The organism is Acidaminobacter sp. QWL-03 (assembly GCF_058683855.1).
Genome location: NZ_CM178752.1, coordinates 2,497,088 through 2,520,278, shown reverse-complemented (window position 1 = coordinate 2,520,278; position 23,191 = coordinate 2,497,088). Strand labels below are relative to the sequence as shown.

Here is a 23,191-nt window from a genome sequence, read left to right as displayed (position 1 = left end):
GATACTTACCTGACCCTCAAAAAAGCCCCACAAAACCCCATCCCCAATTTGCACTCTTCACCATCTTGATTCCATTCCAAATCAAGGTATAATAGAAGAAACCATCGGCAAAACCGCCTAAAGGAGGCCTTGCATGGATCTGTTTGTCCGTCTGGATATAAATATTTTCGCCGCGCTGATTCTGTTGATTCTGCTCTTAAACGGCAAGGTCTCAACCGGAATGAGCACAAAGACCAATCTCATTTTCAGCCGGCTCACAGCGCTGGTTCTGATCCTCACCCTATCCGAGATCATCAGCTTTGCGGTGGATCTGCGGCCGGGCGCCATGATGCCGACGCTGAATTACCTCAGCAACCTGATACTCTATCTGCTCGCGCCCTTTGCCATCAGCCTCTGGGCGGAATATGTCGAGCATTATCTCCTCCGGGATGTCCCCGACCTGAAGACCAGGCGGCTGATCCGGGCGGTACCCATCCTGGTCATCCTCGTGCTGGTGCTTACCAACCCGGCGAGCGGCTACCTCTTTAGGATCCTGCCCGGTAACATTTACGAGCGCGGCCCGCTGTTTGTGCACCAGATCCTGCTCAATGCCGTCATTGTCGCCCAGGCCTATGTGACCCTGTACCGCAACCGCCGCAGCCTTGATACGGCCAAGCTGATCTCCCTCGCAGCCTTCCCCCTTCTGCCGATGGTCGGTGTCCTCATCCAGCTCACCTTCTACGGCACCACTATGATCTGGAGCAATATGACCCTGGCCCTGCTGCTGATCTTCCTGAATGTCCAGAAGTCACTGCTGCTGGTGGACAGCTTGACGGGGATCGACAACCGGCGAAGCGTGGACAATCTGATCGATTCCATGAGCGAGCGGCGCAGGGATGTGCTCTATGGGGGCATGATGCTGGATCTCGACAATTTGAAGGAAATCAATGATGTTTACGGCCACGCCACTGGCGACCTCGCTATCAAACTGGCTGCGGAGATCATCAAGTGCTCGCTGCGAAAAGGCGACTTTGTCGCCCGCTATGCCGGGGATGAGTTTTTTGTTGTGATTGAAGTGGCGGAGGCCCAGGCCCTTACCAGGGCGGTGGAGCGAATTCAGAAGGCCTTTTACGATTACAACCGAGCGTCCGGTGAGCCTTGGGAAATCAATGTCAGCATTGGCTATGACACCTTCCGGTATGAGTCTGCGGAGTCTGTGGATCATGCCATGCGCCGCATAGATGACCTGATGTATCAGGAGAAGAAGCGGCGGAAGATGGAGCGGCGACTGGCGGCGGACATGGAGATGACGTAGGGTGGAAGCTGCTCGCAATGTGAGCACTTAGCATATATATAGAAAGAAAAAAACGGTGAAACTGGCGCCAACGGCCATAGGCCTATGGTTGACGCGGGTTTCGCCGTTTTATTTTTGTGGCAGCCTGCCACTATTTTGAGCCTCATGGCAAACAGGAGGCGTCTATGGTGATGATCCCGCCAGCGGCTTTCCAGGCGGTGGTGCCGTTTTCGAGGATGTAGGCGTCATAGCCCCGCATGTTGAGCATGGCTACGGCGTAGGCGGCGTTGATGTTTTTGACGCAGTAGACACCAATGATCTTGTCCTTAGGCAGCTCGCCCATGCGGTCGAGAAGCTCGGTCATTGGAATATGTAAGGAGCCCTCGATGTAGCCCTGTGCCCTGACTGGATCCGGTCTGACGTCCAGGATGACCGCTTTTCCTGCTTCGAAGGCGGTTTTCATGGAAGTGGCATTGGTGATGTACATGTTCTTTTCGCCGTAGCTATCCATGAATTTCTGCGCAGGGGAGGTGATTTCGACGGTCTTCGTCGTTTCAATCCATTTGACTTCGCCGCCGAAGGTGTTGGCGATCACGGCCATCGGCACCATGGTCCTGCCGTTGATGATTTGGGGCTCGACATCACTGACGAGCTTGTCACCGTCGATGAAGACCGGCACGCGCATGACGGCGAAGACGGCGCCGCCCAGGAGGAGCAGCAGGAGGAGGGCGCTGAGGACAATTTGGGTGAGCTTGCCTTTCATTTTGGGATGCACCTCTTTCTTGAGTGGAACTATTGTTTGAGTACACGTCTCTAAATTTTATACCTTTTATTTATACCCCGAAGGAAATGAAAATGGTTAGAAAATAAATATGTCGATGGTTTTAGCCCCCACTAATCCCACTCGCTAGGATTGAAAAGCGCCCCCGGATAAAGCTCTGGAGGCGCTTTTCATTACTTTAACTGTCATCGCGAGTGAAGTTGAAGAAGTTGTTTTTGCTAAAAACAAGTGATTACAAACTCTTCGAAATTATTTACCATCGCTGCATTGGATATTCTATCAGGTGAGTGAGGGAAACCTGAGTGCCATCAATGAAATTCTTCGTAGACATTAATGTGAATACCATAGAAGTTGTAGATTGGAATTTCAGGAGATGTGAAAGTGTTTTCTGATGCGTTGAAATGGTACTCAAACTGACCTGGTGCAGAGGACATACCGATAGGCGCTGTATCATAGCCTTGTACAGATACTATTGAACTAGATCCGAAGGTCCAGTCTTCAAGAGTGATGATCAATTGTACACCGGAACCGCTAGGTACAAATTCAACGGTGCCGACATAAGTGGTTTGTCCAGAGTAAATATTAGCTTTCCTGTCAATCAATTCAGCGTAGCTGATATAAGTTGCCCAGCTGCCAGTTGGCGTGTAACGGTAGACCCCTGGACTATGGGCAGCCCAAGCAGTTTCATATTCAGGTTCTTCCCAAATCTTAGTTGCAGGACCGCTGTTAGGTGCATTACCATCGGTTTCACGGTAGAGATCTACGCCGCTTACATTAACGGTTGAGTTTGCGCTGACGATTGTCGTGCCAGCCACATAGGATGTCAAGGTAACTGAAGCTTGGCCATCGGTTGTGGCGGCGCTAGGCGCATCGAGAGAACCAGGTCCGGATACGATGTTGAAGTAAATAGTAGTTCCGTCAGGTGCACTGACAAAACCATTACCATCGCCGTAATTGACCATTAATGTTGCAGTGAAGAGGTGAGGATCTCCTATCATATTGGTATCTAATGGTGGATTGATGGTGATATAGGCGTCGACCCAAGTTTTCTCAGCAGGATCGCTGTTGCCAGCTAAGCCGTCGGTTTCACGATAGAGTTCAATTCCACCGACGGTTACAGTAGCAGAAGCGCTGACCGTGGATAAACCGGCTTCATCAGAACTGATGGTGAATTGAGCTTCGCCGTTGGCATCGGTCAAAACCGTACCGGAAGCAGGTGAACCAAAGTCGTTTGTGAAGTCAATTTCAACACCGGCAGGCGCATCGGCCCAACCGGAGCCGTCGTTAACTTCTAAGAGAGCGGTAAAGGTGTGGTCGTCGCCGACTTCGTTGGTATCGTCGGCAGCAATGCTGATTCTAGCGTCGACCCAAGTTTTCTCAGCAGGATCGCTGTTGCCAGCCAAGCCGTCGGTTTCACGATAGAGTGAAACGCCGCCAACTAAGACTGTAGCAGAAGCGCTGACCGTGGACAAACCGGCTTCGTCAGAACTGATGGTGAACTGGGCTTCGCCGTTGGCATCGGTCAAAACAGTATCGGAAAGAGGTGAACCAAAATCGTTTGTGAAGTCAATTTCAACACCGGCAGGCGCATCGGCCCAACCGGAGCCGTCGTTAACTTCTAAGAGAGCGGTAAAGGTGTGGTCGTCGCCGACTTCGTTGGTGTCGTCGGCGGCAATGCTGATTCTAGCGTCGACCCAAGTTTTCTCAGCGGGATCGCTGTTGCCAGCTAAGCCGTTGGTTTCACGATAGAGTTCAATTCTACCGACGGTTACGGTAGCAGAAGCGCTGACCGTGGATAAACCGGCTTCATCAGAACTGATGGTGAACTGGGCTTCGCCGTTGGCATCGGTCAAAACAGTATCGGAAAGCGGTGAACCAAAGTCGTTTGTGAAGTCAATTTCAACACCGGCAGGCGCATCGGCCCAACCGGAGCCGTCGTTAACTTCTAAGAGAGCGGTAAAGGTGTGGTCGTCGCCGACTTCGTTAGTATCGTCGGCAGCAATGCTGATTCTAGCGTCGACCCAAGTTTTCTCAGCAGGATCGCTGTTGCCAGCCAAGCCGTCGGTTTCACGATAGAGTGAAATGCCGCCAACTAAGACTGTAGCAGAAGCGCTGACCGTGGATAAACCGGCTTCATCAGAACTGATGGTGAATTGAGCTTCGCCGTTGGCGTCGGTCAAAACCGTACCGGAAGCAGGTAAACCAAAGTCGTTTGTGAAGTCAATTTCAACACCAGCAGGCGCGTCTGCCCAACCGGAGCCGTCGTTAACTTCTAAGAGAGCGGTAAAGGTGTGGTCGTCGCCGACTTCGTTGGTGTCGTCGGCGGCAATGCTGATTCTAGCGTCGACCCAAGTTTTCTCAGCAGGATCGCTGTTGCCAGCCAAGCCGTCGGTTTCACGATAGAGTGAAACGCCGCCAACTAAGACTGTAGCAGAAGCGCTGACCGTGGACAAACCGGCTTCGTCAGAACTGATGGTGAACTGGGCTTCGCCGTTGGCATCGGTCAAAACAGTATCGGAAAGAGGTGAACCAAAATCGTTTGTGAAGTCAATTTCAACACCGGCAGGCGCATCGGCCCAACCGGAGCCGTCGTTAACTTCTAAGAGAGCGGTAAAGGTGTGGTCGTCGCCGACTTCGTTGGTGTCGTCGGCGGCAATGCTGATTCTAGCGTCGACCCAAGTTTTCTCAGCGGGATCGCTGTTGCCAGCTAAGCCGTTGGTTTCACGATAGAGTTCAATTCCACCGACGGTTACGGTAGCAGAAGCGCTGACCGTGGATAAACCGGCTTCATCAGAACTGATGGTGAATTGAGCTTCGCCGTTGGCGTCGGTCAAAACCGTACCGGAAGCAGGTAAACCAAAGTCGTTTGTGAAGTCAATTTCAACACCGGCAGGCGCGTCGGCCCAACCGGAGCCGTCGTTAACTTCTAAGAGAGCGGTAAAGGTGTGGTCGTCGCCAACTTCGTTGGTATCGTCTGCGGCAATGCTGATTCTAGCGTCGACCCAAGTTTTCTCAGCAGGTTCGCTGTTCTCAGCAGTGCCATCGGTTTCAACATAGAACATTCTGCTGCCTAAATCGAAAGTCGCATTTGCGCTGACCGTCGATAAACCGGCTTCATCAGAACTGATGGTGAATTGAGCTTCGCCGTTGGCGTCGGTCAAAACCGTACCGGAAGCAGGTAAACCAAAGTCGTTTGTGAAGTCAATTTCAACACCGGCAGGCGCATCCACCCAACCTGAGCCATAATTGACTTCAAGGTGAGCAGTAAAGATGTGGTCGTCGCCGACTTCGTTGGTTCCATCAGGCGTAATGCTGATTCTAGCATCAAAGAACATGTTACCAAAGTTCAAGTCATCCACGAGTCTTACCGTAACGCCATCAACAGAAGTGATGGTGCCGCTGGCTGAGCTCAACAAAATTTCATAGCCATATTGGGCTAAAACTGGAGGATCAGGAACTTCAGAGGCAATGCTGCTTGACGGAATGTACATCAATTTACCTGAAGCATCAAGAGCATCAAAGTAGAGTTGATAAGAACCAAATAGACCCAATGAATCTGAAGTAAATGCTGAATCAACATCAAATAAATCAGCCTCACCGGAGGTAATGGCCAGACCGCCAGGCGGTGTAGTCTGACTCCAATCGGATTCACCCAAGCGTGTTTCTCCTTCGGTAATATAACGTGTACCATAAGTTAAAGTTGGAAAAACATATTTACCTGTGGCATCCGTTTTTGTACCCAATACGAAGGCCATACCATCTATTTCAGCGGATACATAAACTGGCCAGTTGGCAAGGAATTCCTCGCCGGTATCCAGGGTATGATCACCGTCTCGGTCGTGCCATTTGTAACCTTCAACACGGACGACAGGTTGTTTTGGAACCGGAATGGAAACGGTTCTGTCCCCAACAGTAACGAGACGTGCGTCGCCGGAGGAACCAGGGTTAAAGAAGGAACCGAGTTTTGTAAGAGGTTTACCGGAAGCGTCGTCAAAACGAGGTTCTCCATAGACCCATCCACCCCAGTTAAAGGCGGGTACTGATGGATCTGCATAGCCTTGGTAGAGACCGCTGTTCCAAAGTGAAGTGCGGGACAAGTGGAGTTGGAAATAGACGACAATTGTTTTGGCGTTTCTTATGCCTTCACCTGCCGCTGCAACCAACTGATCACCAGTAAAATAGAAATACGCACTTGGATCATGAACAGCTTTTCCACCGATGGTATAGTTGCCATTAGGATTCAGTGGATAAAATCCACCTGAACCATTTGGAGGACCAAGATTGATTTGGGTGGTTGGTACAGTCATCTCAGTAAAGCCAGCCCAGAGATCTTCAAGTACTGGCCAGTTCTGAGCAGCTTCCATTTGAGCGACATCATTCGGTTCAATTGGATCCGCGCTGGTGACGTGTGGCCAGCCTTGGTCACCATAACTGGTTTTGGTAGGATTTTTCAGCATAATATTTTCAGCTGGATCTGTTGTATATCTGACCTGGAAGCCACGGACCAAGTCGACAAAGCGGTTGTTATATGGCGTCTTTTTAATAAACTCATAGGCAACGATGGTTTTGGCCATTTCTTTGTTAAAGTTGCTGATATTGCTGATGACAAACTGATATGGGACCCATTCGCCTTCAGCCCAAGCGCTGCCTAAGTTGGAGTTTTGCCATCGCATATCGTCAATTTTGGTTTCAGTATTATTATAATCCACTGAATAACCATAAAGTGTCGCGCTTAGTGCTGGTGCGGCAAAACTTGCCGTTGGAATAGTAGAGATGATGAGTGTAAAAATCAACATCGATGCTAAGAGAAGCCTCGTCACGCTCCTCCTAGCGGTCGGGTATCCTAACATCGTTCTCACTCCTTAAATTCTCTAAGTTTAGGAGAGAAACAAATTTTCAAAGTCGAGTCAATCAAAAACCGACCCTCACAGGTCGGTTACGCCACTGGCTCAGCCCGGCATAAGGCGTCCATCTGATAGCCGGACTTCATCGCTCCCATTCAAAACACAACACAAATCAGAATCACAGATCCTTTTCAGATCCGTCATTCCCTCTTGATTTGTTATCGCCAGCAGCCTCAGTGGTTGGCCGGGAGCTCTTGTGAAATTGGATGCTTCCTTGCTCTGACTCTATCCATAATTCGAAGGGCGGTGTCTTCTGCAGGCACATATCCCCCTCGATCAACTGCTTGTCCTATCTCTGCCTTGAATTGTCTGATCCGTTATTTATGTAGTGCGCTGATCTGCCGGCATGCCGCCTGATTCTTCATAGGCATACCTCCTCGTGCTCCAAAAAACAAAATACGACCCACAAAAACTAAGGGTCGGTTACGCCTTTGGCTCCAACCGGATCAGGGCGTCCATTCAGGATCCGGTTTTCATTGCTTCCGCCAATTTATTCAATTTTCAAGGATGCATAAACTTGGCGTTTATGCGTTGGCAGGGAATTGTTAGCCTTGGAAAGTCGTTTATATTATACCCAAAATAATAAAAAATATTAATACAATTGAATAATAATCAAAATTTATGGCTGTTCAATTTATGCTATTTGTGTTTAAAATCAAATATTTTAACTTGTGTAATAATGTTCACAATTAAAACAACAAGACGTATATAAATACAAATAGGTTTACATAACACATAAAACGACTCTGTAAATTTATGTCCATATAATAATGAACGATTATTAATTTTTCAAACGATATGCAATTTTTGGGGGGAGGGGAACCATCGGCAAAATCCTCTTTTTAAGACTGCTATTTGCCGACAACCATAACTTTCTCAAAATTATTGAAATCCTTCCTGAAATAAGGGTATAAACCGAAAGACTAAATATTTAGATCGTGACATCACATGCTGCACATAGGGCACGCGGAAACCAATAGTTTAAAGGAGGATTATCATGGGATTTCTAGACAAACTGTTCCACAAATCCAAAGAGACAGCTGAAAAGGTCAAGGACAAGGCTGAGGATTTGGCAGGCGAGGTCAAGGAAAAAGCTGAGGTTTTAAAGGACAAAGCAGAGGACTTGGCTGGTGAAATGAAAGAAAAAGCAGAGGTCTTGAAAGACAAAGCAGAGGACGTCCTTGAGGACGCGAAAGTCAAGGCTGAAGCGCTTAAGGACAAGGCAGAGGATAAATTGGAAGAAGCGAAAGAAAAAGTTGAAGGTCTGAAGGATCAAGCAGAAAATAAAGTCGAAGAAGTCAAGGAACAAGCGGAAACTGCGGCTGGAGAAGCCAAAGAAAAGGCTGAGGCTGTGGCTGAGGAAGCAAAAGAAAAGGCTGAAGATGTCAAAGTAGAAGCCCAGGCCGCAGTGGAAGAGGCTAAAGAAGCGGCTGAGGAAAAAGTTGAAGAAGCAAAAGAGGCAGCGGAAGAGAAGGTTGCAGATGTCAAAGCAGCCGCTGAGGAGAAGCTTAAAGAGGTCTAGGTTTAGGTCTAATTAATATGTCCATGGATCCTGAGTCAAACGCGAAAGTAGTGCGTAAGGAGAGAAGGCCCCGCGGCTTCCCCTAAGCGCTGACTGATTCGCCGCCACTCAGGATCTTTTTGTTTGTAAAAAATTTTCCTTTTTTGGTTTAATATTCTGTTCTTAAGCATTACAAAATTGTATAATGACCTTAGACACATCATTAAAGGCGCAGCCTGGAGGTTTTGGATGGACCTGTTTATTCAGCTTGATGTTGATATACTGGCGTTCGTGATACTACTTGCTATGTTCATCAATACGAGAAAGAGCATGGGGCTAAGAAACAAATCAACAGACCTTTTTTCCAGATTGACCTTTTTGATGTTGATCAGTACTTTTGTTGAAATTGTGACCTTTGCCTTGGACGGGCGTCCGGAGTCGTGGATGTATGCTGCCGGCTACATCAGCAACACGCTGCTGTTTGCGCTGGCGCCGGTTACGCTTTACCTTTGGGTGGATTACATTGAAAATTTGTTTGTCACAGACCTTGTGGCCTGCAGGTATAGGGTGGCCCTACGCGGCGCGTTGGTCGCTGTCATAATGCTCATGGTCCTGGCAAACTTCTACACCGGGATTTTGTTTCGACTCGAAGAGGGCAACGTTTACGTTCGCGGGCCTTGGTTTATGATCCAGGTGATGCTTAATGTCCTCTTAGCAGGACAGGCTTATTTGACACTTCTGTTAAACCGGCGAAGGCTTAATCCGGTGATGCTGTGGTCGCTGGTGCTGTTCCCGCTGCTGCCTGTCGCAGGAGTTGTGATTCAGACTTTATTTTATGGCACTACGGCTACGTTGAGCTTTAAGACCATCGCTCTTCTCTTGATTTATATCAATGTCCAGAGGGCTATGATCTTTATAGATCCGCTGACAGGGTTGGAGAACCGGCGGAGTATAGATCTGCTGGTGAAGGCTATGGGAGACAATCGGCGAGATGTGCTCTATGCGGGCATGATGCTGGATATTGACAATCTCAAGGTGATCAATGATTTGTATGGTCACTCTGCTGGGGATCTGGCCATCAAGCGGACGGCGGAGCTCATTAGGGGGAGCCTGCGCAAGACGGATTTTGTCGCACGGTATGCGGGAGATGAATTTCTGGTGGTCATGGAGGTTGAGGACCGCATGGCGCTTCTAAAGGCGGTGGAACGTATTCAGGAGGCCTTTGCGGTGTACAATGAGACATCAGGTGATGCTTGGAAATTGGAGGTCAGCATGGGCTATGACACTTTTGTGTATAAAACCCCTGAGGAAGTGGAGCAGGCGCTGATGGAAATCGATCTTAAGATGTATGAGGAGAAAAATCGGCGGAAGACAGAAAAGAAATCCAATTTGAATGTGGTCAGTGTTTAGAGCAGATGCCGACAAAAGATGACAACAATACACGCCCAAAAAATTTCGACCCCTTTCGTGGAAGTTGAACACGAAGGGGGTCGATTTGTTTTTAGGCGTGAAACTCGGTGTCTGACACCGAGTTTCTGACACAGAGTTTCTACCCCAACTCTTCCACCAAAAATTCACTTAAAAACAGCCGTGTCAGATGCGGGTCGAATTGGGTGCCGGCACCATCGGCTAATTCTTTTTGGATTTGGTCGGGGGAGAGGCGGGAGCGGTAGACCTGGTCGTGGCGCATGGTGTCGTAGGCCTCGATCAGGGCGACAATGCGGGCGTGGAGGGGGATGTCCCGACGGGAGAGGCCCCGTGGGTAGCCCTCGCCGTCCCAGCGCTCGTGGTGGCTGAGGATGTCCTCGGAGATGCGGGTGAAGTCTGGGCTGGAAACGGCAATGCGGTAGCCGCTTTCCGCGTGCTTTTGGACCTGGACACGCTCCTGGCTGTCCAGCTGGCCGCGCTTTTCAACGACTTCCCGGGGCACGCTCATGATGCCGATGTCGTGCATCAGGGCCAGAAGGCTGAGGTCCTCGATGCGCTCCGGGGTCAGGCCCAGGCGGGTGCCAAAGGCTTCGCAGAGCCTCTGAACGCGGCGGCAGTGCTCCATGGTGCGGGCGGACTGGCTTTCCATGACGGTGGCTATGGATTCGATCAGGGCGTTCTTGGCCCAGCGGCTTTCGAGGAGCTTGTTGTGGTACATGGTGGCCTCGCTGTCCTTGAGGACGCGGTTCATGATCTGATGCTCAGCGGACTTGGTGGCCTCGCCCATGGAGAGGCTCAGCATCACGGTGCCGGTGTTGGCGGCCTGAGCCAGGGACTGGATGCGCTGGGTGATGTGGGCGGCGGTTTCGGCGTCTGTTTTCGGGAGGAGCAGGGAGAACTCGTCGCCGCCGACTCTGGCAATGATATCATCTGCCCGGCAGGCGGACTTCATGACTTCGGCCGCCATTTTCAGGAGCTCGTCGCCTTCCGCATGGCCAAAGGTGTCGTTGACGAGCTTAAGGCCGTTCAGGTCGGCGGTGATGACGCTGATGGGCAGATTGCGGGGGACGTCCATGCGCTTCAGGGCGTCCTCGAAATAGGCGCGGTTATAAAGGCCGGTGAGCGGGTCGTGGAAGTTGAGGTACATGAGCCGGTCCTCGGTTTCCTTGCGTTCGGTGATATCCCGGGCGGCCGCGAAGATGTGGGCACCGGACGGCTCGGCGTTCCACTCGATGTAGCGGAATTCGCCGGAGCTGGTTTTCATTCGGATGACGAAGCCCATGAGGGGCTCGCCGCGGTTAAGTGTGTTGAGGGCGTTGATGGATTTTTCGACATCCTCTGCATGGACGAACTCAAAAAAAATGGCGTCCTGGAGGTCAGCAGGCTCATATCCCATCAGGAGTTTCCAGGCTTTGTTGGCCTTCATGATCCGGCCGTGGCTGTTGGCAATGCACAGCAGGTCCGGGGACAGGCTGAAAAAGCTCTCGAACTGCTCGTGGGTCTCCTGGAAGGCGAGCTCAACGGACTTCTGTCCGGAAATGTCCATGGCGGAGCCTATGATGTAGCGGACCTCCCCGGCTTCCATCAGAGGTGTCAGCGTAGTCTGCCAGGTTCGGGTGTCTCTTGGGAGGTTCAGGGTTTCTTCGTAAACTATGGTGCTTTTCAGATCCCAGCAGCGACGGTAGTTTTTTTCAACCGTGATGGCAAGCGGCGCCGGCAGCAGTTCTTGGGGCGTTTTGCCTTTGAGGTGGTCCCGCAGGAGTCCTGTCATCTGTTCGTGGTAGAGGTTGCTGTCTATGTAACGGAAAGTGGGGCCCTCTTCGACTTTGATGATGAAGACGGCGTCGGCAATACTCTGATAGATTTTTTCGTACTTCAGGCCGTTGCCGGCAACGGCGGCGTCGCGGGGGTTGTCTGAGTTAGGGTCCTTATGCGCTTTGAATGCTGTCTCGGTCTGTTCAGTCGGGTTAGGCTTTGTCATTGAAGCATCGACACTCCTTGGATGGCAAATTGTTAGACCTTTTTCGTGGGGATTCTTTTACTTGTGGATTTTAGCAGTGACGGCTTAAATTAGCGAAACTAATAGGAACGGGGCTGTTTGAGCAGCTTTTTAATGTTGTCGATCTGCTCCAGCTGCCCAAGGACCAGCAGCTTGTCGCCGGGCTCGACCAGAAAACTCGGATCTGGGTTGGGGCGGACAAAGTCCTCGGTGTGCTTTTTGGTGGCCAGGACATTGAGCCCGGTCTTTCTTCTGAAGCCGGATTCTCTCAGGGTTTGCCACGCGAATATACAGCCGTCTGGAATTTCGACTTCTTCTATGTCAAAGATGATGTCTCCTATGTGGGTCGTGATTTCCAGGAAGGACATGACGGCGGGTCTGAGCAACATGGTGGCCATGCGGTCGCCGCCCAGCTCGTTGGGGGACAGGGTGTTGTTGGCGCCGGCGTGGAATAGTTTTTTATGGGCGTTTGGATCGATGGCGCGGGAGACAATATGCAGATCCGGATTCATGCCCCGGGCAGTCAGCACGGTAAAGACGTTGTCCGCGTCGGTGGAGAGGCAGCTGACCAGACCTTTGGAGTGGTGAATACCGGCCTTTTCCAGCACGTCTTCCTGGGTGGCGTCGCCGTGGAGGACCATGATGCCTTCCTCCAGCAAGGCGTTGGCTCGCTCCTCACTTTTTTCTATGGCTATGTAGCTGACGTTGCTTTTAAGGAAACGCTTGATGACGCTCATCCCCGTGTAGCCTGCGCCGCAGAGGATGTAGTGGTCTCTGAGGTTGTCAATGTCGTGTTCCATGGCGCGCCTCCTCATAATTTCGGTGAATTCGCCGCCAAAGACGAACGCGGCGACGTAGGTCAAGGTGTAGGCCACGAAGCTGATCCCGCCGAAGATCATCAGGATCGTGAAAATCTTGCCGGCGTTTGACAGCGATACGACTTCCTTGAAACCTACGGTGGACAGCGTGATGACCGTCATGTAGAAGGCGTCTAACGCTGGAATGTCTTCCAAGACCATGTAGCCCATAGTCCCGGTAAGCAGCAATAACACCAGGGAGGACACCAGAATCAGTATACGCTTGAACTGCCAGTGCATGACGCCACCTCCTCAGGGGTTGGTGCGGAAATTTGGTTGTCTTATGTATCCCCCGTTTGGCGTGTCAGGCAACAAGAAATTGTGGCAGGCTTACAAAAAGGGTGGACTATTCTGATTATAACGAGAAATAGGGCGGTTTTCACCTTTTTTCGCAAAATTTCGACCTTTTTCGACGCCTTTTTCACAAAAATTTCGATTTTTTTGCCCGGGGCTTTTAAATAATGTAAAATGGAAAAAAGATTTGGCTTTCTGCTGGAAAGCCTTTGAAGTTGGAGGGAAATTTATGACTACACCTAATCATTATCCGAGACTGGAAATAGATCTTCAGAAACTGGCGAGCAATGCGGCTTGCGTTACGACTTATGCCCGCGAGCGCGGGATTGAGATCACGGGTGTGATCAAGGGCTGCAATTCTATAGTTGAGGCGGGAAAGGCCATGCTGAAGGGCGGGTGTACCGGCCTTGCGACGTCGCGGATGGATCAGATGAGGCGGATCCGCGAGGCGGTGCCGGGTGCGCAGACGTGGCTCCTTAGGCTTCCTATGCTGTCCGAGATTGAGGACATGGTTCTGTTGTCAGATCTCAGTCTGAATTCGGAAGAAGTGACCATCGGCAAAATTGAAGAGGTTTGTGGTCGGTTGGGAAAACAGCACGGCGTGATCCTGATGGCGGACCTGGGGGATCTTCGCGAGGGTTTTCGGGATTTTGAAGCCATGATGGCGCTGGCGGAGGAGATTGAGTTCAGGATGCCGCACGTGGTGCTGGAGGGTATTGGTACGAATCTAGGGTGCTATGGGTCGATCAGTCCGACCACGGAGAATTTGACGGAGCTGGTGGAACTGGCGAGGGCGATTGAGGCGCGGCTGGGGCGGAAGCTCCGGTATGTGTCTGGGGGCGCGACTACGACGCTGCCGTTGCTGCTGAAAGGCGGCGTGCCGGAGGGGATCAACCATCTGCGGGTTGGAGAGGGCATTTTGAACGGCCGGGATCTGATGGTGTTCTGGAATACGCCATTCCCGGGTGTGGTGGCGGACGCGTTCACGCTGAAGGCGCAGGTCGTGGAAGTCAAGGAGAAACCGAGTTATCCCATTGGGGAGATCTTTGTGGATGCTTTTGGCGAGGTGCCGGTGTATGTGGATGAGGGCGTCCGCGTTCGGGCGATTGCCGCTGTAGGAAAGCAGGATATTGGATCCCATGAGAAGCTGCTGGTCAGGAATGAGGGGCTGCGGCTGATTGGCAGCAGCAGCGATCATTTGATTTTGGACGTGACGGATCTAGCCCCGGAAGCGCGGCCTGTGGTGGGGGATGTTTTGGAATTTGACCTCAGCTACCCGGCAATGCTGTATTCGACGGGCTCCGCGTCGGTGGAGAAGGTGCTGCTAAACGGGGAGACGGTATTGTAGTCGGTTGAGAAACGTTATCGCATGCTCTGGCACTGAATTAAAAGTTGTCCGCGTCACCAATGTGAAAACCGTCCGCGTGGCCGATGGCCTATTGCCCCAACCTCACGAATGAAAGGAAGTCATCTCTTTGGAACAGACATCAAATCCGGTAATAACCTATGTAAAGCGGCTGCCCAGGCTGATGTTTGGGTATTTTCTCTACGCGCTTGGCATTGCGCTGACGGTGGACGCCAATCTTGGCCTTGCGCCCTGGGACGTCTTGCATCAGGGGCTGTCCCAGACCCTGGGGATTACCTTTGGCACGGCCAGCATTGGCGTGGGCATCATCATTGTCGCCCTCAACGTCAAACTGGGTGAGCGGGTTGGCTGGGGGACCATAGGCAACATGATTTTTATTGGGGTATTCCTGGACCTCCTGTTCGGCAGCGGGCTGCTGCCGTCTCTGGAATCCGTCCCACTCAGGGTGATTCAGCTCTTTGCTGGGATGTACACCATAGGCATCGCGTCCTACGTCTATTTGGGCTGTGGCATGGGCTCGGGTCCCCGGGACGGATTGATGGTGGCGCTAACGAAAAAGACCGGCAAGCCGGTCGGGCTGATCCGCAGCGGCATCGAGCTCTGCGTGCTGGCCGTAGGCTATTTCCTGGGCGGCTCCATAGGCATTGGCACGGTGCTGACGGCGGTTGGTATTGGCTGTGCCGTCCAAAACGTTTTCAAGCTGGTCAAATTTGACGTCAAAGGCCAAAAGCACCGCTTCGTGGACGAGGATTTAGCGTGGGTGCGGGCGAAGTAACAATTGAAATAATTACAATTTCGATTTTAGAAAATTCAATCAATGCTCGCATCCTTTGAAAAACATGGGCTGTACAAAAAATAAATAAAAAACAATTTGTCACTTTTGTGACCTAAATGAACAAATTACCCCTAATGATTGACATTATTTTATCAGGAATTTATACTCAGGATGAAACTAAAATCAAGGGGGATTACCAAAATGAAGAAAAAACTTTTAGCGCTCGGCCTCGTGTCCGTGCTCGCCATCAGCCTTTTCGCAGGTTGTTCCAAGCCAGCTGAGACTCCAGCGCCCGCTGAAACGCCAGCTGAAACTCCGGCAGAAGCTAAATACGCTGACGGCATCTACTTCGCTCAAGAAGACGGCTTCGCAGAAAACGGCTGGAAGTACATGGTCACTGTCGAAGTTAAAGACGGCGCAATCACATCTGCAGTTTGGAACGGCGCCAACAAAAACGCTGGTCCTGACAAGATCACACTCTCCACTGACGGCACTTACGGTATGGTCGCAAAGGGCGGCGCTCAGGCTGAATGGCACGAGCAGGCTGCTGCTACTGAAGCCTACCTTCTCGAGAAACAAGATCCTACTATGATCGAGTACACTGACGCTGAAGGTCATACGGATGCAATCGCTGGCGTTTCCATCCACGTCATCGAGTACTTCACACTTGTTGAAAAAGCACTTGCTGCTGGTCCGGTTGGCGCTGGCCAATACAAAGACGGCGCTTACCATGCTGAAGGCGCTGAGTTCGACGCTAACAGCGGCTGGAAATCAACTGTAGACCTTACGGTCATCAACGGCTACATCGTTGCAGCTAACTGGGACGGCATCCACAAGGATGGCGGCGACACCAAAAAAGTCCAATCTGCTGACGGTCGTTACGACATGACCGTTGCAGGCGCGAAAGCACCTTGGCATGAGCAGGCTGCTGCTACGGAAGCAGTCCTTCTCGAATCCCAAGATCCTGCTTCAGTGACGCTCAACGCAGAAGGCAAAACTGATGCCATTGCTGGCGTTTCCATCTCTGTAGGCGACTTCTTCACACTCGCTGCTGAAGCGCTCGCAACTGCGAAGTAATAGTTCACCCCAAACACGTTAACCGAACAAGACTCAAGGGACGCACCTTGAGTCTTGTTTTACGTTTACGCCGCAATTGACGGAGGCATCCAAATATGAAAAAAAGTTACAGACAACCATCGGCAATTATAATTTTGATTTTACTTTCCCTGACACTGCTGGCTTTCACCGGCTGTCAGAATTCAGAGCCGGCCCCCGCGCCTGAGCAGCCTGGCGCCGAACAGCCGGGCACAGACCTTCCAACCCCACTTGCCGAGCCTGTGGAGCAAAATGACTTCATCCTCGGCACCATAATTTCTCTCAAGCTTTTCGACTATGCGGAGGAAGCCTATTTCCTTGACAGCTTTAATGCCCTGCGGGACATTGAGCGCCGCATGACCATCAACGACGCGAATCCAGCGGAAAGCGAAGTCATGCAGATTAACGAAAATGCGGGCATCGCTCCGGTGAAGGTCTCTGAGGACACTTTTGAGGTCATCAGGAACGCTGTCCGTTACAGCGAACTCTCCGATGGCCGCTTCGACCCCAGCGTCGGCGTCCTGGTCAAGCTCTGGAATATTGGCACAGATTATGCCGCGATTCCGGCTAAAGAAGAAATCGACGCGCGTCTGCCCCTTGTGGACTATACGAAAATTGAGCTGAACGAAGCGGAGAAGACGGTTTTCCTCAAGGAAAAAGGCATGCTTATAGATCTGGGCGGCATAGCCAAGGGCTTTGGCGCGGACGTGGTTTCTGGGATCCTGTATGATTACGGCGTCCGCAGCGCCATTGTCAATCTGGGCGGCAACGTCCTGGTCATGGGCGAAAAGCCAGATGGTTCACCGTGGCGTATAGGCGTCCAAAATCCATACTCCGAGCGCGGCGAATACCTGGGCATTGCCACCATCACCGACAAGACCATTGTGACCTCGGGCGTCTATGAGCGGTATTTTGAGGAGGGCGGCAAGCGCTATCACCATATCCTCGACACCACGAATGGCTACCCGGTCGAAAATGGCCTTGTGGGCGTCTCCATTATCGCTGATATCTCCATGGACGCGGATGCCCTCTCCACGGCGGTCTTCTCCCTGGGACCAGAAAAGGGCAAAGCGCTGGTGGAGTCCATTGACGGCATCGATGCCATCTTCGTCATGGAGGACAAGTCCATCACCATGACTGAGGGCGCGAAGGCATTCTTTGAGCTGACGGATAATAATTTCCACATCGTTGAATAACAAAGCAGTGGCCGATGGTAACCATCGGCCAAATTCTTATAAAACGAAAACCCCCGGTTCTACCGGGGGTTCTAAAGAGCTTTAGCTTTGAGTATTTAATTCAGATACCTCCTTTTGTTAGAATAAAGATGGTCTGCCAACCAGCTTAATAAACAAAAGGAGGTATCCTGAAATGGATAAGAATAGTTTAGCACATACAAAACGGAACTGCAAATATCACGTAGTATTTGCTCCCAAGTATCGCCGACAAGTGATTTACGGAAAAATAAGAATGATATTGGGAGGATTTTACGGAAACTGTGTGAGCAAAAAGGTATCGAAATACTTGAAGCAACAGCGTGCTCAGATCATATTCATATGGTAATTGCAATACCGCCAAAGTACAGTGTAGCGAGTATTATGGGATACCTGAAAGGAAAAAGTTCGCTCATGATATTTGACCGGCATGCCAACTTAAAGTACAAGTACGGAAACCGGCATTTCTGGTGCAGAGGATATTATGTGGATACAGTGGGACGTAATGAAAAGCAAATAAGAGAGTACGTAAGAAATCAATTAGATGAGGACATAGCACATGACCAGATAAGTATAGAGGAGTATGTTGACCCGTTTACGGGTGAGCAGGTGAAAAAGGGCAAAAAATAGGCTGCTTTAGCAGCAGCCCGAGAATAAAAGCAGTTGGCAGACTTTTTCGAAGAGCCTTAAGGCTCAAGCGAGTAACAAGCCCTTATAGGGCTGAGCAAACTACCCGCTAAGCGGGTAGTTTTGATTTTGGAAACTCGGTGTCAGACACCCGGTTACATCTTTTGGAAACTCGGTGTCAGACACCCGGTTTCATTAAATCAAAAACAATATGGACAAAAACCATTTTAATGAACAAAAGCGGCAAAACTATGGATTTTTTCTACAGGTATGATAATGTTTTATCAAATGGTTGTTTAGCAATTATTTATCATAATAGGTCATACCAAAAAGATCTGGGAGGAATACCATGAGCGACAAGAAACGCATCGTCATTCTGGGCGGCGGCTACGCTGGCATTTTGACAGCCAAGAAGCTTGCCAGAAAGTTCAAGAAAAGCGAAGAGGTCGAAATCTCGCTGATCGACAAAAAGCCGTACCACACTATGCTGACGGAGCTCCACGAAGTAGCTGCCGGCCGTGTTCCTGAGGACGCGATCCGGATCAACCTTAAAAAGATATTCGCCGGAAGAAATGTCAACGTCGTTCTGGATGACATCAAAGACATTGATTTTAACGGCAAAGTTCTGAAATCAGAGGATGCCAGCTATCCTTACGACTACCTCGTCATGGCGGCGGGCTCCAAGCCGACGTTTTTTGGCGTACCAGGCGCGAAGGAAAACGCGTTCCAGCTCTGGACATTTGAAGATGCGGTAGGCATCCATGAGCACATCCTCAAAATGTTCCGCGAAGCAGTCAAAGAAAAGAATCCTGAAAAGCGCAAGAAGATGCTGACATTTGTCGTCGTAGGCTGCGGCTTTACGGGCGTCGAGATGATCGGCGAGCTCGGCGAGTGGAAGGACAGACTCTGCAAGGATTTCTATGTGGATCCTTCCGAAGTCAAGCTATACGCAGTGGATATGCTGCCTAAGATTTTGCCTATCTTCCCTGACAACTTGATTCAGAAAGCGGAGAAAATCCTCGTCAAGCTTGGCGTTGAGATTCTCACCGGTTCCTCTATCACTGAAGTGGGCAAAGGCTTTGTCCGACTCGGCGAGAAGGGCACTCTGGAAGCGGACACAGTCATCTGGGCTGCGGGCGTTGAAGGCGCTGATGTTATGGCGAACCTCGAAGTCAAGCGCGAAGGCAGAAACCGCATTGTCACCAATGACAAACTTCAATCCGTTGAGCATGAAAACGTTTACGTCGCTGGCGACAACATTTTCTACATTGTTGAAGGCGAGCAGAGACCGGTGCCGCAGATGGTCGAAAACGCGGAGCATTCCGCTGCAACGGTTGCCCATAACATCACTGCTGACCTGAAGGGCGGCACAAAGGAAAGCTACAAGCCTGCCTTCCACGGCGCTATGGTATGTATTGGCGGCCGCACCGGCGTCGCACACCTTGGCATGCCTGGCAAGTTCTTCGGTCTCACCGGATTCTTCGCTATGTTCGTCAAGCACTTCATCAACCTCGTTTACTTTATCCAGGTCGCCGGCTTCAACAAGTGCTGGACGTACCTGCTTCATGAAGTCTTCCACGTCAAAGACAACCGCAGCTTCGTCGGCGGTCACTTCGCTAAAGCGTCTCCAAACTTCTGGCTCGTTCCGCTGCGCCTCTTTGTGGGCTGGAAATGGTTTGAGCAGGGCTGGCACAAGCTTCCCGGCGTCCTTGCAGATCCGTCCAAGATCTTCCTGATTCCTGCGAAGGTCATCGACGGCGGCACGACCGCATCTCCTGCCTGGAATGGCGGCGGCAACGTGGTCGCGACAGTGGCTGACGCTGCTACGGCTGCATCTGCAACAGCTGGCGCTGCTGCTGAAACGGCGTCTGCATGGGGCGAAGCACTTCCTGTTCCTGATTTCATCTCTTCTATGGTACAATGGTCTATGGACGCGTTTTTCTACACGGCGGACGGCGGCTTTACGACGCTGGCGTCGGTGTTCCAGACCGGTATGGTTATTGGCGAGGTCCTCTTCGGCCTCGCGCTTATGGCGGGTCTCTTCACGGCTCTGTCTTCCATCGCGACTATCGCTATGGGCGGCATGATCTGGGCTTCCGGCATGGCTCCTCTTGAGATGCTCTGGTATATGGCTGGCGGCGTTGCGCTGATCGGCGGATCCGGAAGCACCTTTGGCATGGATTACTATGTCCTTCCATTCCTCAAGAAGATCTGGAAGAAGATCGGTTTCGTTAAAAAATATTATCTATACACCGAATAGCATTAGTTGACGCCTGACATGAAATGTCCTTTTGAAGTTTGCCTTTGCTTTGAAGGGACATTTCGTTATGTCAACGTTCCTTAAGACAGGAGTTTTTATCATGAAAAAGACGGACATCATCCTGATCGTTGTGCTCGCCGTGGTGGCCCTTGGATCCCTCGGCATAATGAGGCTCCTACAGGCCAGAGCGGCAGAGTCTGCGGATGTGATTGAGGCAGAGATCGTCGTCGAAGGCGAGCTGTTTGAAACTGTGAATCTATCTGAGCCTCAGGTTATTGAAATCCGGACTGAGAAAGGGTACAATTTTCTCAAAATCGAAGAAGGCCAAATCCTGATGTTCGAAGCGGACTGCAGGGATCAGATCTGCGTCAATACAGTACCTGCGACTCAGCCGGGAGACACCATTGTCTGCCTGCCTCATGAGGTCATCGTGCAGATTAAAGGGTCTTCTGAAGGGGGGCTGGATGCCGTTGCGCAGTAAGCATTCCAAAACGAGAACTATGGTCCTTATCGCGGTCCTGGTAGCCCAGGCTATTGTCCTGAGTTTGGTGGAGCGCATGATTCCATTCAATTTCAACGTGCCCGGCGCGAAGCTTGGCCTTGCGAATATCGTGACACTGACGGCGATCTACATGCTGCCCTTTAGGCAGTCCTTTCTGGTGGTGACCCTCAGGATTTTGATGACGGCGTTTATCGTCGGTTCTTTTTCTTCGTTCCTGTACAGCCTGGCCGGCGGTTATCTGAGCTACTTCATCATGGCCCTGCTGGTTTACCTGGATTTTAAGAATCTCGGAACCATCGGCATCAGCGTTGTGGGCGCGGTGGCTCATAACCTGGGACAACTGCTCATGGCGGCGTTTATTATTCAGAACGCTTTTATTTTAGGGTATTTGCCGATGCTCATGCTGGCCGCCATCGCTACCGGTATAGCTGTCGGACTCACGGTACAATATCTGCTCAAAGCGCTGAAGGCAACGAAGCTGTTTCAGAACAGCTGAGAGGGATTGAAGGCAAAACCCGGACGGGTTATTTAACAGAGATAAAATCATAAGCCAAAGCTAACAATTAATTGAGATTAAGATTAAGATCGTAAGGAGAAGCTATGAGCGCTTTCTGGAAAGACTTCCCCGAATTGAATAATGAGCTTCAGCTGGTCAGGGGCTTGATCCTAAAGCATAGTCAGTCACCGGACGCGGGATTCGAAGAGGCGCTGACGGAGATGGTCGGCAGCGGCGGAAAAATGCTGCGCCCGGCGTTCCTGCTGCTCTCGTCCAGATTTGGCGAGGTGGAGCCGCAGAAAATCCGGACGCTTGCTGCCGTCATTGAGATGCTGCATATGGCGACCTTGGTCCATGATGATATTGTGGATGATTCCAGGCTCCGACGCGGAATTGAAACCGTACAGTCGAAGTATGGCAAGGATTACGCGGTTTACCTGGGCGACTGGCTATTCTGTCAGTGCTTCATGATGCTGTCCTCCCACGACTACACCCGGGAGAATCTTCAGGACATCTCGAAGGCCATCATGAAGATTTGCATGGGCGAAATCCGCCAGTTCAACTTCCGCTATAATGCCCACATGTCCTTCAAGAACTACCTGAAGGTCATTTCTGGCAAGACCGCGGCACTGTTTGCTATGAGCTTCTACGCCGGCGCCTTTGAAGCGGGCTGTGATCCGAAGCTGTGCAAAGCCCTGGGCAGAATTGGCCATGATATTGGCATGGCGTTTCAAGTGGTGGATGATCTGCTGGACTACAACGGTGATTCCGAAAAGCTTGGGAAGAGCGCGCAGAGGGATCTGCAAAGAGGCTTCTATACTCTGCCGCTGCTGTACGCTTTAGAGACCCCACTGGGTGAGGCTATTGAGACTAAGCTGAGCAGCACCTTGTCTGAGCATGATGTGGATGACCTCCTGGCCCTGGTCAGGTCAAGCGGCGGTGTAGGCCGTGCCAAGAAGCTGGCAGACCGCTATACTTCAAGAGCTATGGCCAGAATTGAGGCCCTGCCGGAGCATGAGGCAAAAGAGACGCTGAGAAGGCTGACGAATCAGTTGATTGGAAGAGATCATTAGCGAGAGAGACCCGCAGGGCGCCAGAGGCGCCCTGTTTTTTTCTGCCGGTAAGGCAGAAAAAAGAACAGGCAGAGCCTGTTAGGGTCACTCGCGAAGGATGAAGCGCAGCGGAATCCGAGTGTGTGTAGGTAGATGAAGAGGCGGAATGATTACCCGCAGGGCGCCAGAGGCGCCCTGTTTTTTTCTGCCGGTAAGGCAGAAAAAAGAACAGGCAGAGCCTGTTAGGGTCACTCGCGAAGGATGAAGCGCAGCGGAATCCGAGTGTGTGTAGGTAGATGAAGAGGCGGAATGATTACCCGCAGGGCGCCAGAGGCGCCCTGTTTTTTTCTGCCGGTAAGGCAGAAAAAAGAACAGGCAGAGCCTGTTAGGGTCACTCGCGAAGGATGAAGCGCAGCGGAATCCGAGTGTGTGTAGGTAGATGAAGAGGCGGAATGATTACCCGCAGGGCGCCAGAGGCGCCCTGTTTTTTTCTGCCGGTAAGGCAGAAAAAAGAACAGGCAGAGCCTGTTAGGGTCACTCGCGAAGGATGAAGCGCAGCGGAATCCGAGTGTGTGTAGGTAGATGAAGAGGCGGAATGATTACCCGCAGGGCGCCAGAGGCGCCCTGTTTTTTTCTGCCGGGAAGGCAGAACTTCCATTCCTGTACCAGGCACCGGCGAAGAAGATAATGAAATAGAATTATCTAAAATCTAGCATTATCAATCTTTTCAAATGATTTGCACGTCGGCGTTCCAAAAACGGTGCCAGGTA

The 23,191-nt window shown here is 51.2% G+C and carries 15 protein-coding genes and 1 pseudogene; 12 read left to right on the top strand and 4 right to left on the bottom strand.

Annotated elements, in window-relative coordinates:
* Positions 1–133: 133 nt before the first annotated feature.
* The gene (locus AC4PHM_RS11900; protein WP_492017977.1) at positions 134–1,294 is read left to right on the top strand and encodes a GGDEF domain-containing protein; all 1,161 of its coding nucleotides are present in this window, start codon (positions 134–136) and stop codon (positions 1,292–1,294) included.
* Between the two features lie 142 nt (positions 1,295–1,436).
* Here the strand turns inward: AC4PHM_RS11900 and AC4PHM_RS11895 are convergent, their stop codons facing one another.
* Together AC4PHM_RS11895 and AC4PHM_RS11890 are read right to left on the bottom strand one after the other, a co-directional pair.
* Positions 1,437–2,036 carry a rhodanese-like domain-containing protein gene (locus tag AC4PHM_RS11895; RefSeq protein ID WP_492017976.1) on the bottom strand — a complete coding sequence of 200 codons (600 nt, stop codon included), beginning with the start codon at positions 2,034–2,036 and terminating at the stop codon, positions 1,437–1,439.
* A gap of 326 nt (positions 2,037–2,362) precedes the next feature.
* On the bottom strand, positions 2,363–6,874 hold the full coding sequence (locus AC4PHM_RS11890) for a hypothetical protein (protein WP_492017974.1): 4,512 nt from the start codon (positions 6,872–6,874) through the stop codon (positions 2,363–2,365).
* Positions 6,875–7,955: 1,081 nt separating this feature from the next.
* Here AC4PHM_RS11890 and AC4PHM_RS11885 point away from each other — a divergent pair.
* Together AC4PHM_RS11885 and AC4PHM_RS11880 are read left to right on the top strand one after the other, a co-directional pair.
* On the top strand, positions 7,956–8,480 hold the full coding sequence (locus tag AC4PHM_RS11885) for a hypothetical protein (RefSeq protein ID WP_492017973.1): 525 nt from the start codon (positions 7,956–7,958) through the stop codon (positions 8,478–8,480).
* 228 nt (positions 8,481–8,708) lie between these two features.
* On the top strand, positions 8,709–9,869 hold the full coding sequence (locus tag AC4PHM_RS11880; RefSeq protein ID WP_492017972.1) for a GGDEF domain-containing protein: 1,161 nt from the start codon (positions 8,709–8,711) through the stop codon (positions 9,867–9,869).
* 139 nt (positions 9,870–10,008) lie between these two features.
* On the opposite strand, the gene AC4PHM_RS11875 is transcribed toward AC4PHM_RS11880, so the two are convergent.
* Together AC4PHM_RS11875 and AC4PHM_RS11870 are read right to left on the bottom strand one after the other, a co-directional pair.
* Positions 10,009–11,868, bottom strand: a complete 1,860-nt coding sequence (locus tag AC4PHM_RS11875; protein ID WP_492017971.1) for a diguanylate cyclase domain-containing protein — start codon at positions 11,866–11,868, stop codon at positions 10,009–10,011.
* Positions 11,869–11,966: 98 nt separating this feature from the next.
* Positions 11,967–12,983 (bottom strand): potassium channel family protein, encoded by a 1,017-nt coding sequence (locus AC4PHM_RS11870; RefSeq protein WP_492017970.1) that lies wholly within the window; start codon positions 12,981–12,983, stop codon positions 11,967–11,969.
* A 283-nt stretch (positions 12,984–13,266) separates the two neighbouring features.
* On the opposite strand from AC4PHM_RS11870, the gene AC4PHM_RS11865 reads away from it, so the two are divergent.
* The 9 genes and pseudogenes from AC4PHM_RS11865 (at position 13,267) to AC4PHM_RS11825 (ending at position 22,442) form a co-directional block, all read left to right on the top strand.
* Positions 13,267–14,385 (top strand): alanine racemase, encoded by a 1,119-nt coding sequence (locus AC4PHM_RS11865; protein WP_492017969.1) that lies wholly within the window; start codon positions 13,267–13,269, stop codon positions 14,383–14,385.
* A 127-nt stretch (positions 14,386–14,512) separates the two neighbouring features.
* Positions 14,513–15,178 carry a YczE/YyaS/YitT family protein gene (locus AC4PHM_RS11860; protein ID WP_492017968.1) on the top strand — a complete coding sequence of 222 codons (666 nt, stop codon included), beginning with the start codon at positions 14,513–14,515 and terminating at the stop codon, positions 15,176–15,178.
* Positions 15,179–15,379: 201 nt separating this feature from the next.
* The gene (locus tag AC4PHM_RS11855; protein ID WP_492017967.1) at positions 15,380–16,255 is read left to right on the top strand and encodes a hypothetical protein; all 876 of its coding nucleotides are present in this window, start codon (positions 15,380–15,382) and stop codon (positions 16,253–16,255) included.
* A gap of 95 nt (positions 16,256–16,350) precedes the next feature.
* Positions 16,351–17,469 carry an FAD:protein FMN transferase gene (locus tag AC4PHM_RS11850; protein ID WP_492017966.1) on the top strand — a complete coding sequence of 373 codons (1,119 nt, stop codon included), beginning with the start codon at positions 16,351–16,353 and terminating at the stop codon, positions 17,467–17,469.
* A 172-nt stretch (positions 17,470–17,641) separates the two neighbouring features.
* Positions 17,642–18,114: pseudogene (gene tnpA, locus AC4PHM_RS11845) on the top strand (IS200/IS605 family transposase).
* A gap of 346 nt (positions 18,115–18,460) precedes the next feature.
* The gene (locus tag AC4PHM_RS11840; RefSeq protein ID WP_492017965.1) at positions 18,461–20,371 is read left to right on the top strand and encodes an FAD-dependent oxidoreductase; all 1,911 of its coding nucleotides are present in this window, start codon (positions 18,461–18,463) and stop codon (positions 20,369–20,371) included.
* A 100-nt stretch (positions 20,372–20,471) separates the two neighbouring features.
* Positions 20,472–20,852 (top strand): NusG domain II-containing protein, encoded by a 381-nt coding sequence (locus AC4PHM_RS11835; RefSeq protein ID WP_492017964.1) that lies wholly within the window; start codon positions 20,472–20,474, stop codon positions 20,850–20,852.
* On the top strand, positions 20,836–21,369 hold the full coding sequence (locus tag AC4PHM_RS11830; protein ID WP_492017963.1) for a Gx transporter family protein: 534 nt from the start codon (positions 20,836–20,838) through the stop codon (positions 21,367–21,369). Before AC4PHM_RS11835 ends, AC4PHM_RS11830 begins: the two co-directional genes overlap by 17 nt.
* A gap of 104 nt (positions 21,370–21,473) precedes the next feature.
* A complete protein-coding gene (locus AC4PHM_RS11825) occupies positions 21,474–22,442 on the top strand; it encodes a polyprenyl synthetase family protein (protein WP_492017962.1) in 969 nt (322 codons plus the stop codon).
* The last annotated feature ends 749 nt before the right edge of the window (positions 22,443–23,191 follow it).

Excerpts from the sequence above, each read along its gene's own strand:
- AC4PHM_RS11900 (WP_492017977.1), top strand. The coding sequence starts at position 134 with ATGGATCTGTTTGTCCGTCTGGATATAAATATTTTCGCCGCGCTGATT.
- AC4PHM_RS11895 (WP_492017976.1), bottom strand. The coding sequence starts at position 2,036 with ATGAAAGGCAAGCTCACCCAAATTGTCCTCAGCGCCCTCCTCCTGCTG.
- AC4PHM_RS11885 (WP_492017973.1), top strand. The coding sequence starts at position 7,956 with ATGGGATTTCTAGACAAACTGTTCCACAAATCCAAAGAGACAGCTGAA.
- AC4PHM_RS11880 (WP_492017972.1), top strand. The coding sequence starts at position 8,709 with ATGGACCTGTTTATTCAGCTTGATGTTGATATACTGGCGTTCGTGATA.
- AC4PHM_RS11875 (WP_492017971.1), bottom strand. The coding sequence starts at position 11,868 with ATGACAAAGCCTAACCCGACTGAACAGACCGAGACAGCATTCAAAGCG.
- AC4PHM_RS11870 (WP_492017970.1), bottom strand. The coding sequence starts at position 12,983 with ATGCACTGGCAGTTCAAGCGTATACTGATTCTGGTGTCCTCCCTGGTG.
- AC4PHM_RS11865 (WP_492017969.1), top strand. The coding sequence starts at position 13,267 with ATGACTACACCTAATCATTATCCGAGACTGGAAATAGATCTTCAGAAA.
- AC4PHM_RS11855 (WP_492017967.1), top strand. The coding sequence starts at position 15,380 with ATGAAGAAAAAACTTTTAGCGCTCGGCCTCGTGTCCGTGCTCGCCATC.
- AC4PHM_RS11850 (WP_492017966.1), top strand. The coding sequence starts at position 16,351 with ATGAAAAAAAGTTACAGACAACCATCGGCAATTATAATTTTGATTTTA.
- AC4PHM_RS11840 (WP_492017965.1), top strand. The coding sequence starts at position 18,461 with ATGAGCGACAAGAAACGCATCGTCATTCTGGGCGGCGGCTACGCTGGC.
- AC4PHM_RS11835 (WP_492017964.1), top strand. The coding sequence starts at position 20,472 with ATGAAAAAGACGGACATCATCCTGATCGTTGTGCTCGCCGTGGTGGCC.
- AC4PHM_RS11830 (WP_492017963.1), top strand. The coding sequence starts at position 20,836 with ATGCCGTTGCGCAGTAAGCATTCCAAAACGAGAACTATGGTCCTTATC.
- AC4PHM_RS11825 (WP_492017962.1), top strand. The coding sequence starts at position 21,474 with ATGAGCGCTTTCTGGAAAGACTTCCCCGAATTGAATAATGAGCTTCAG.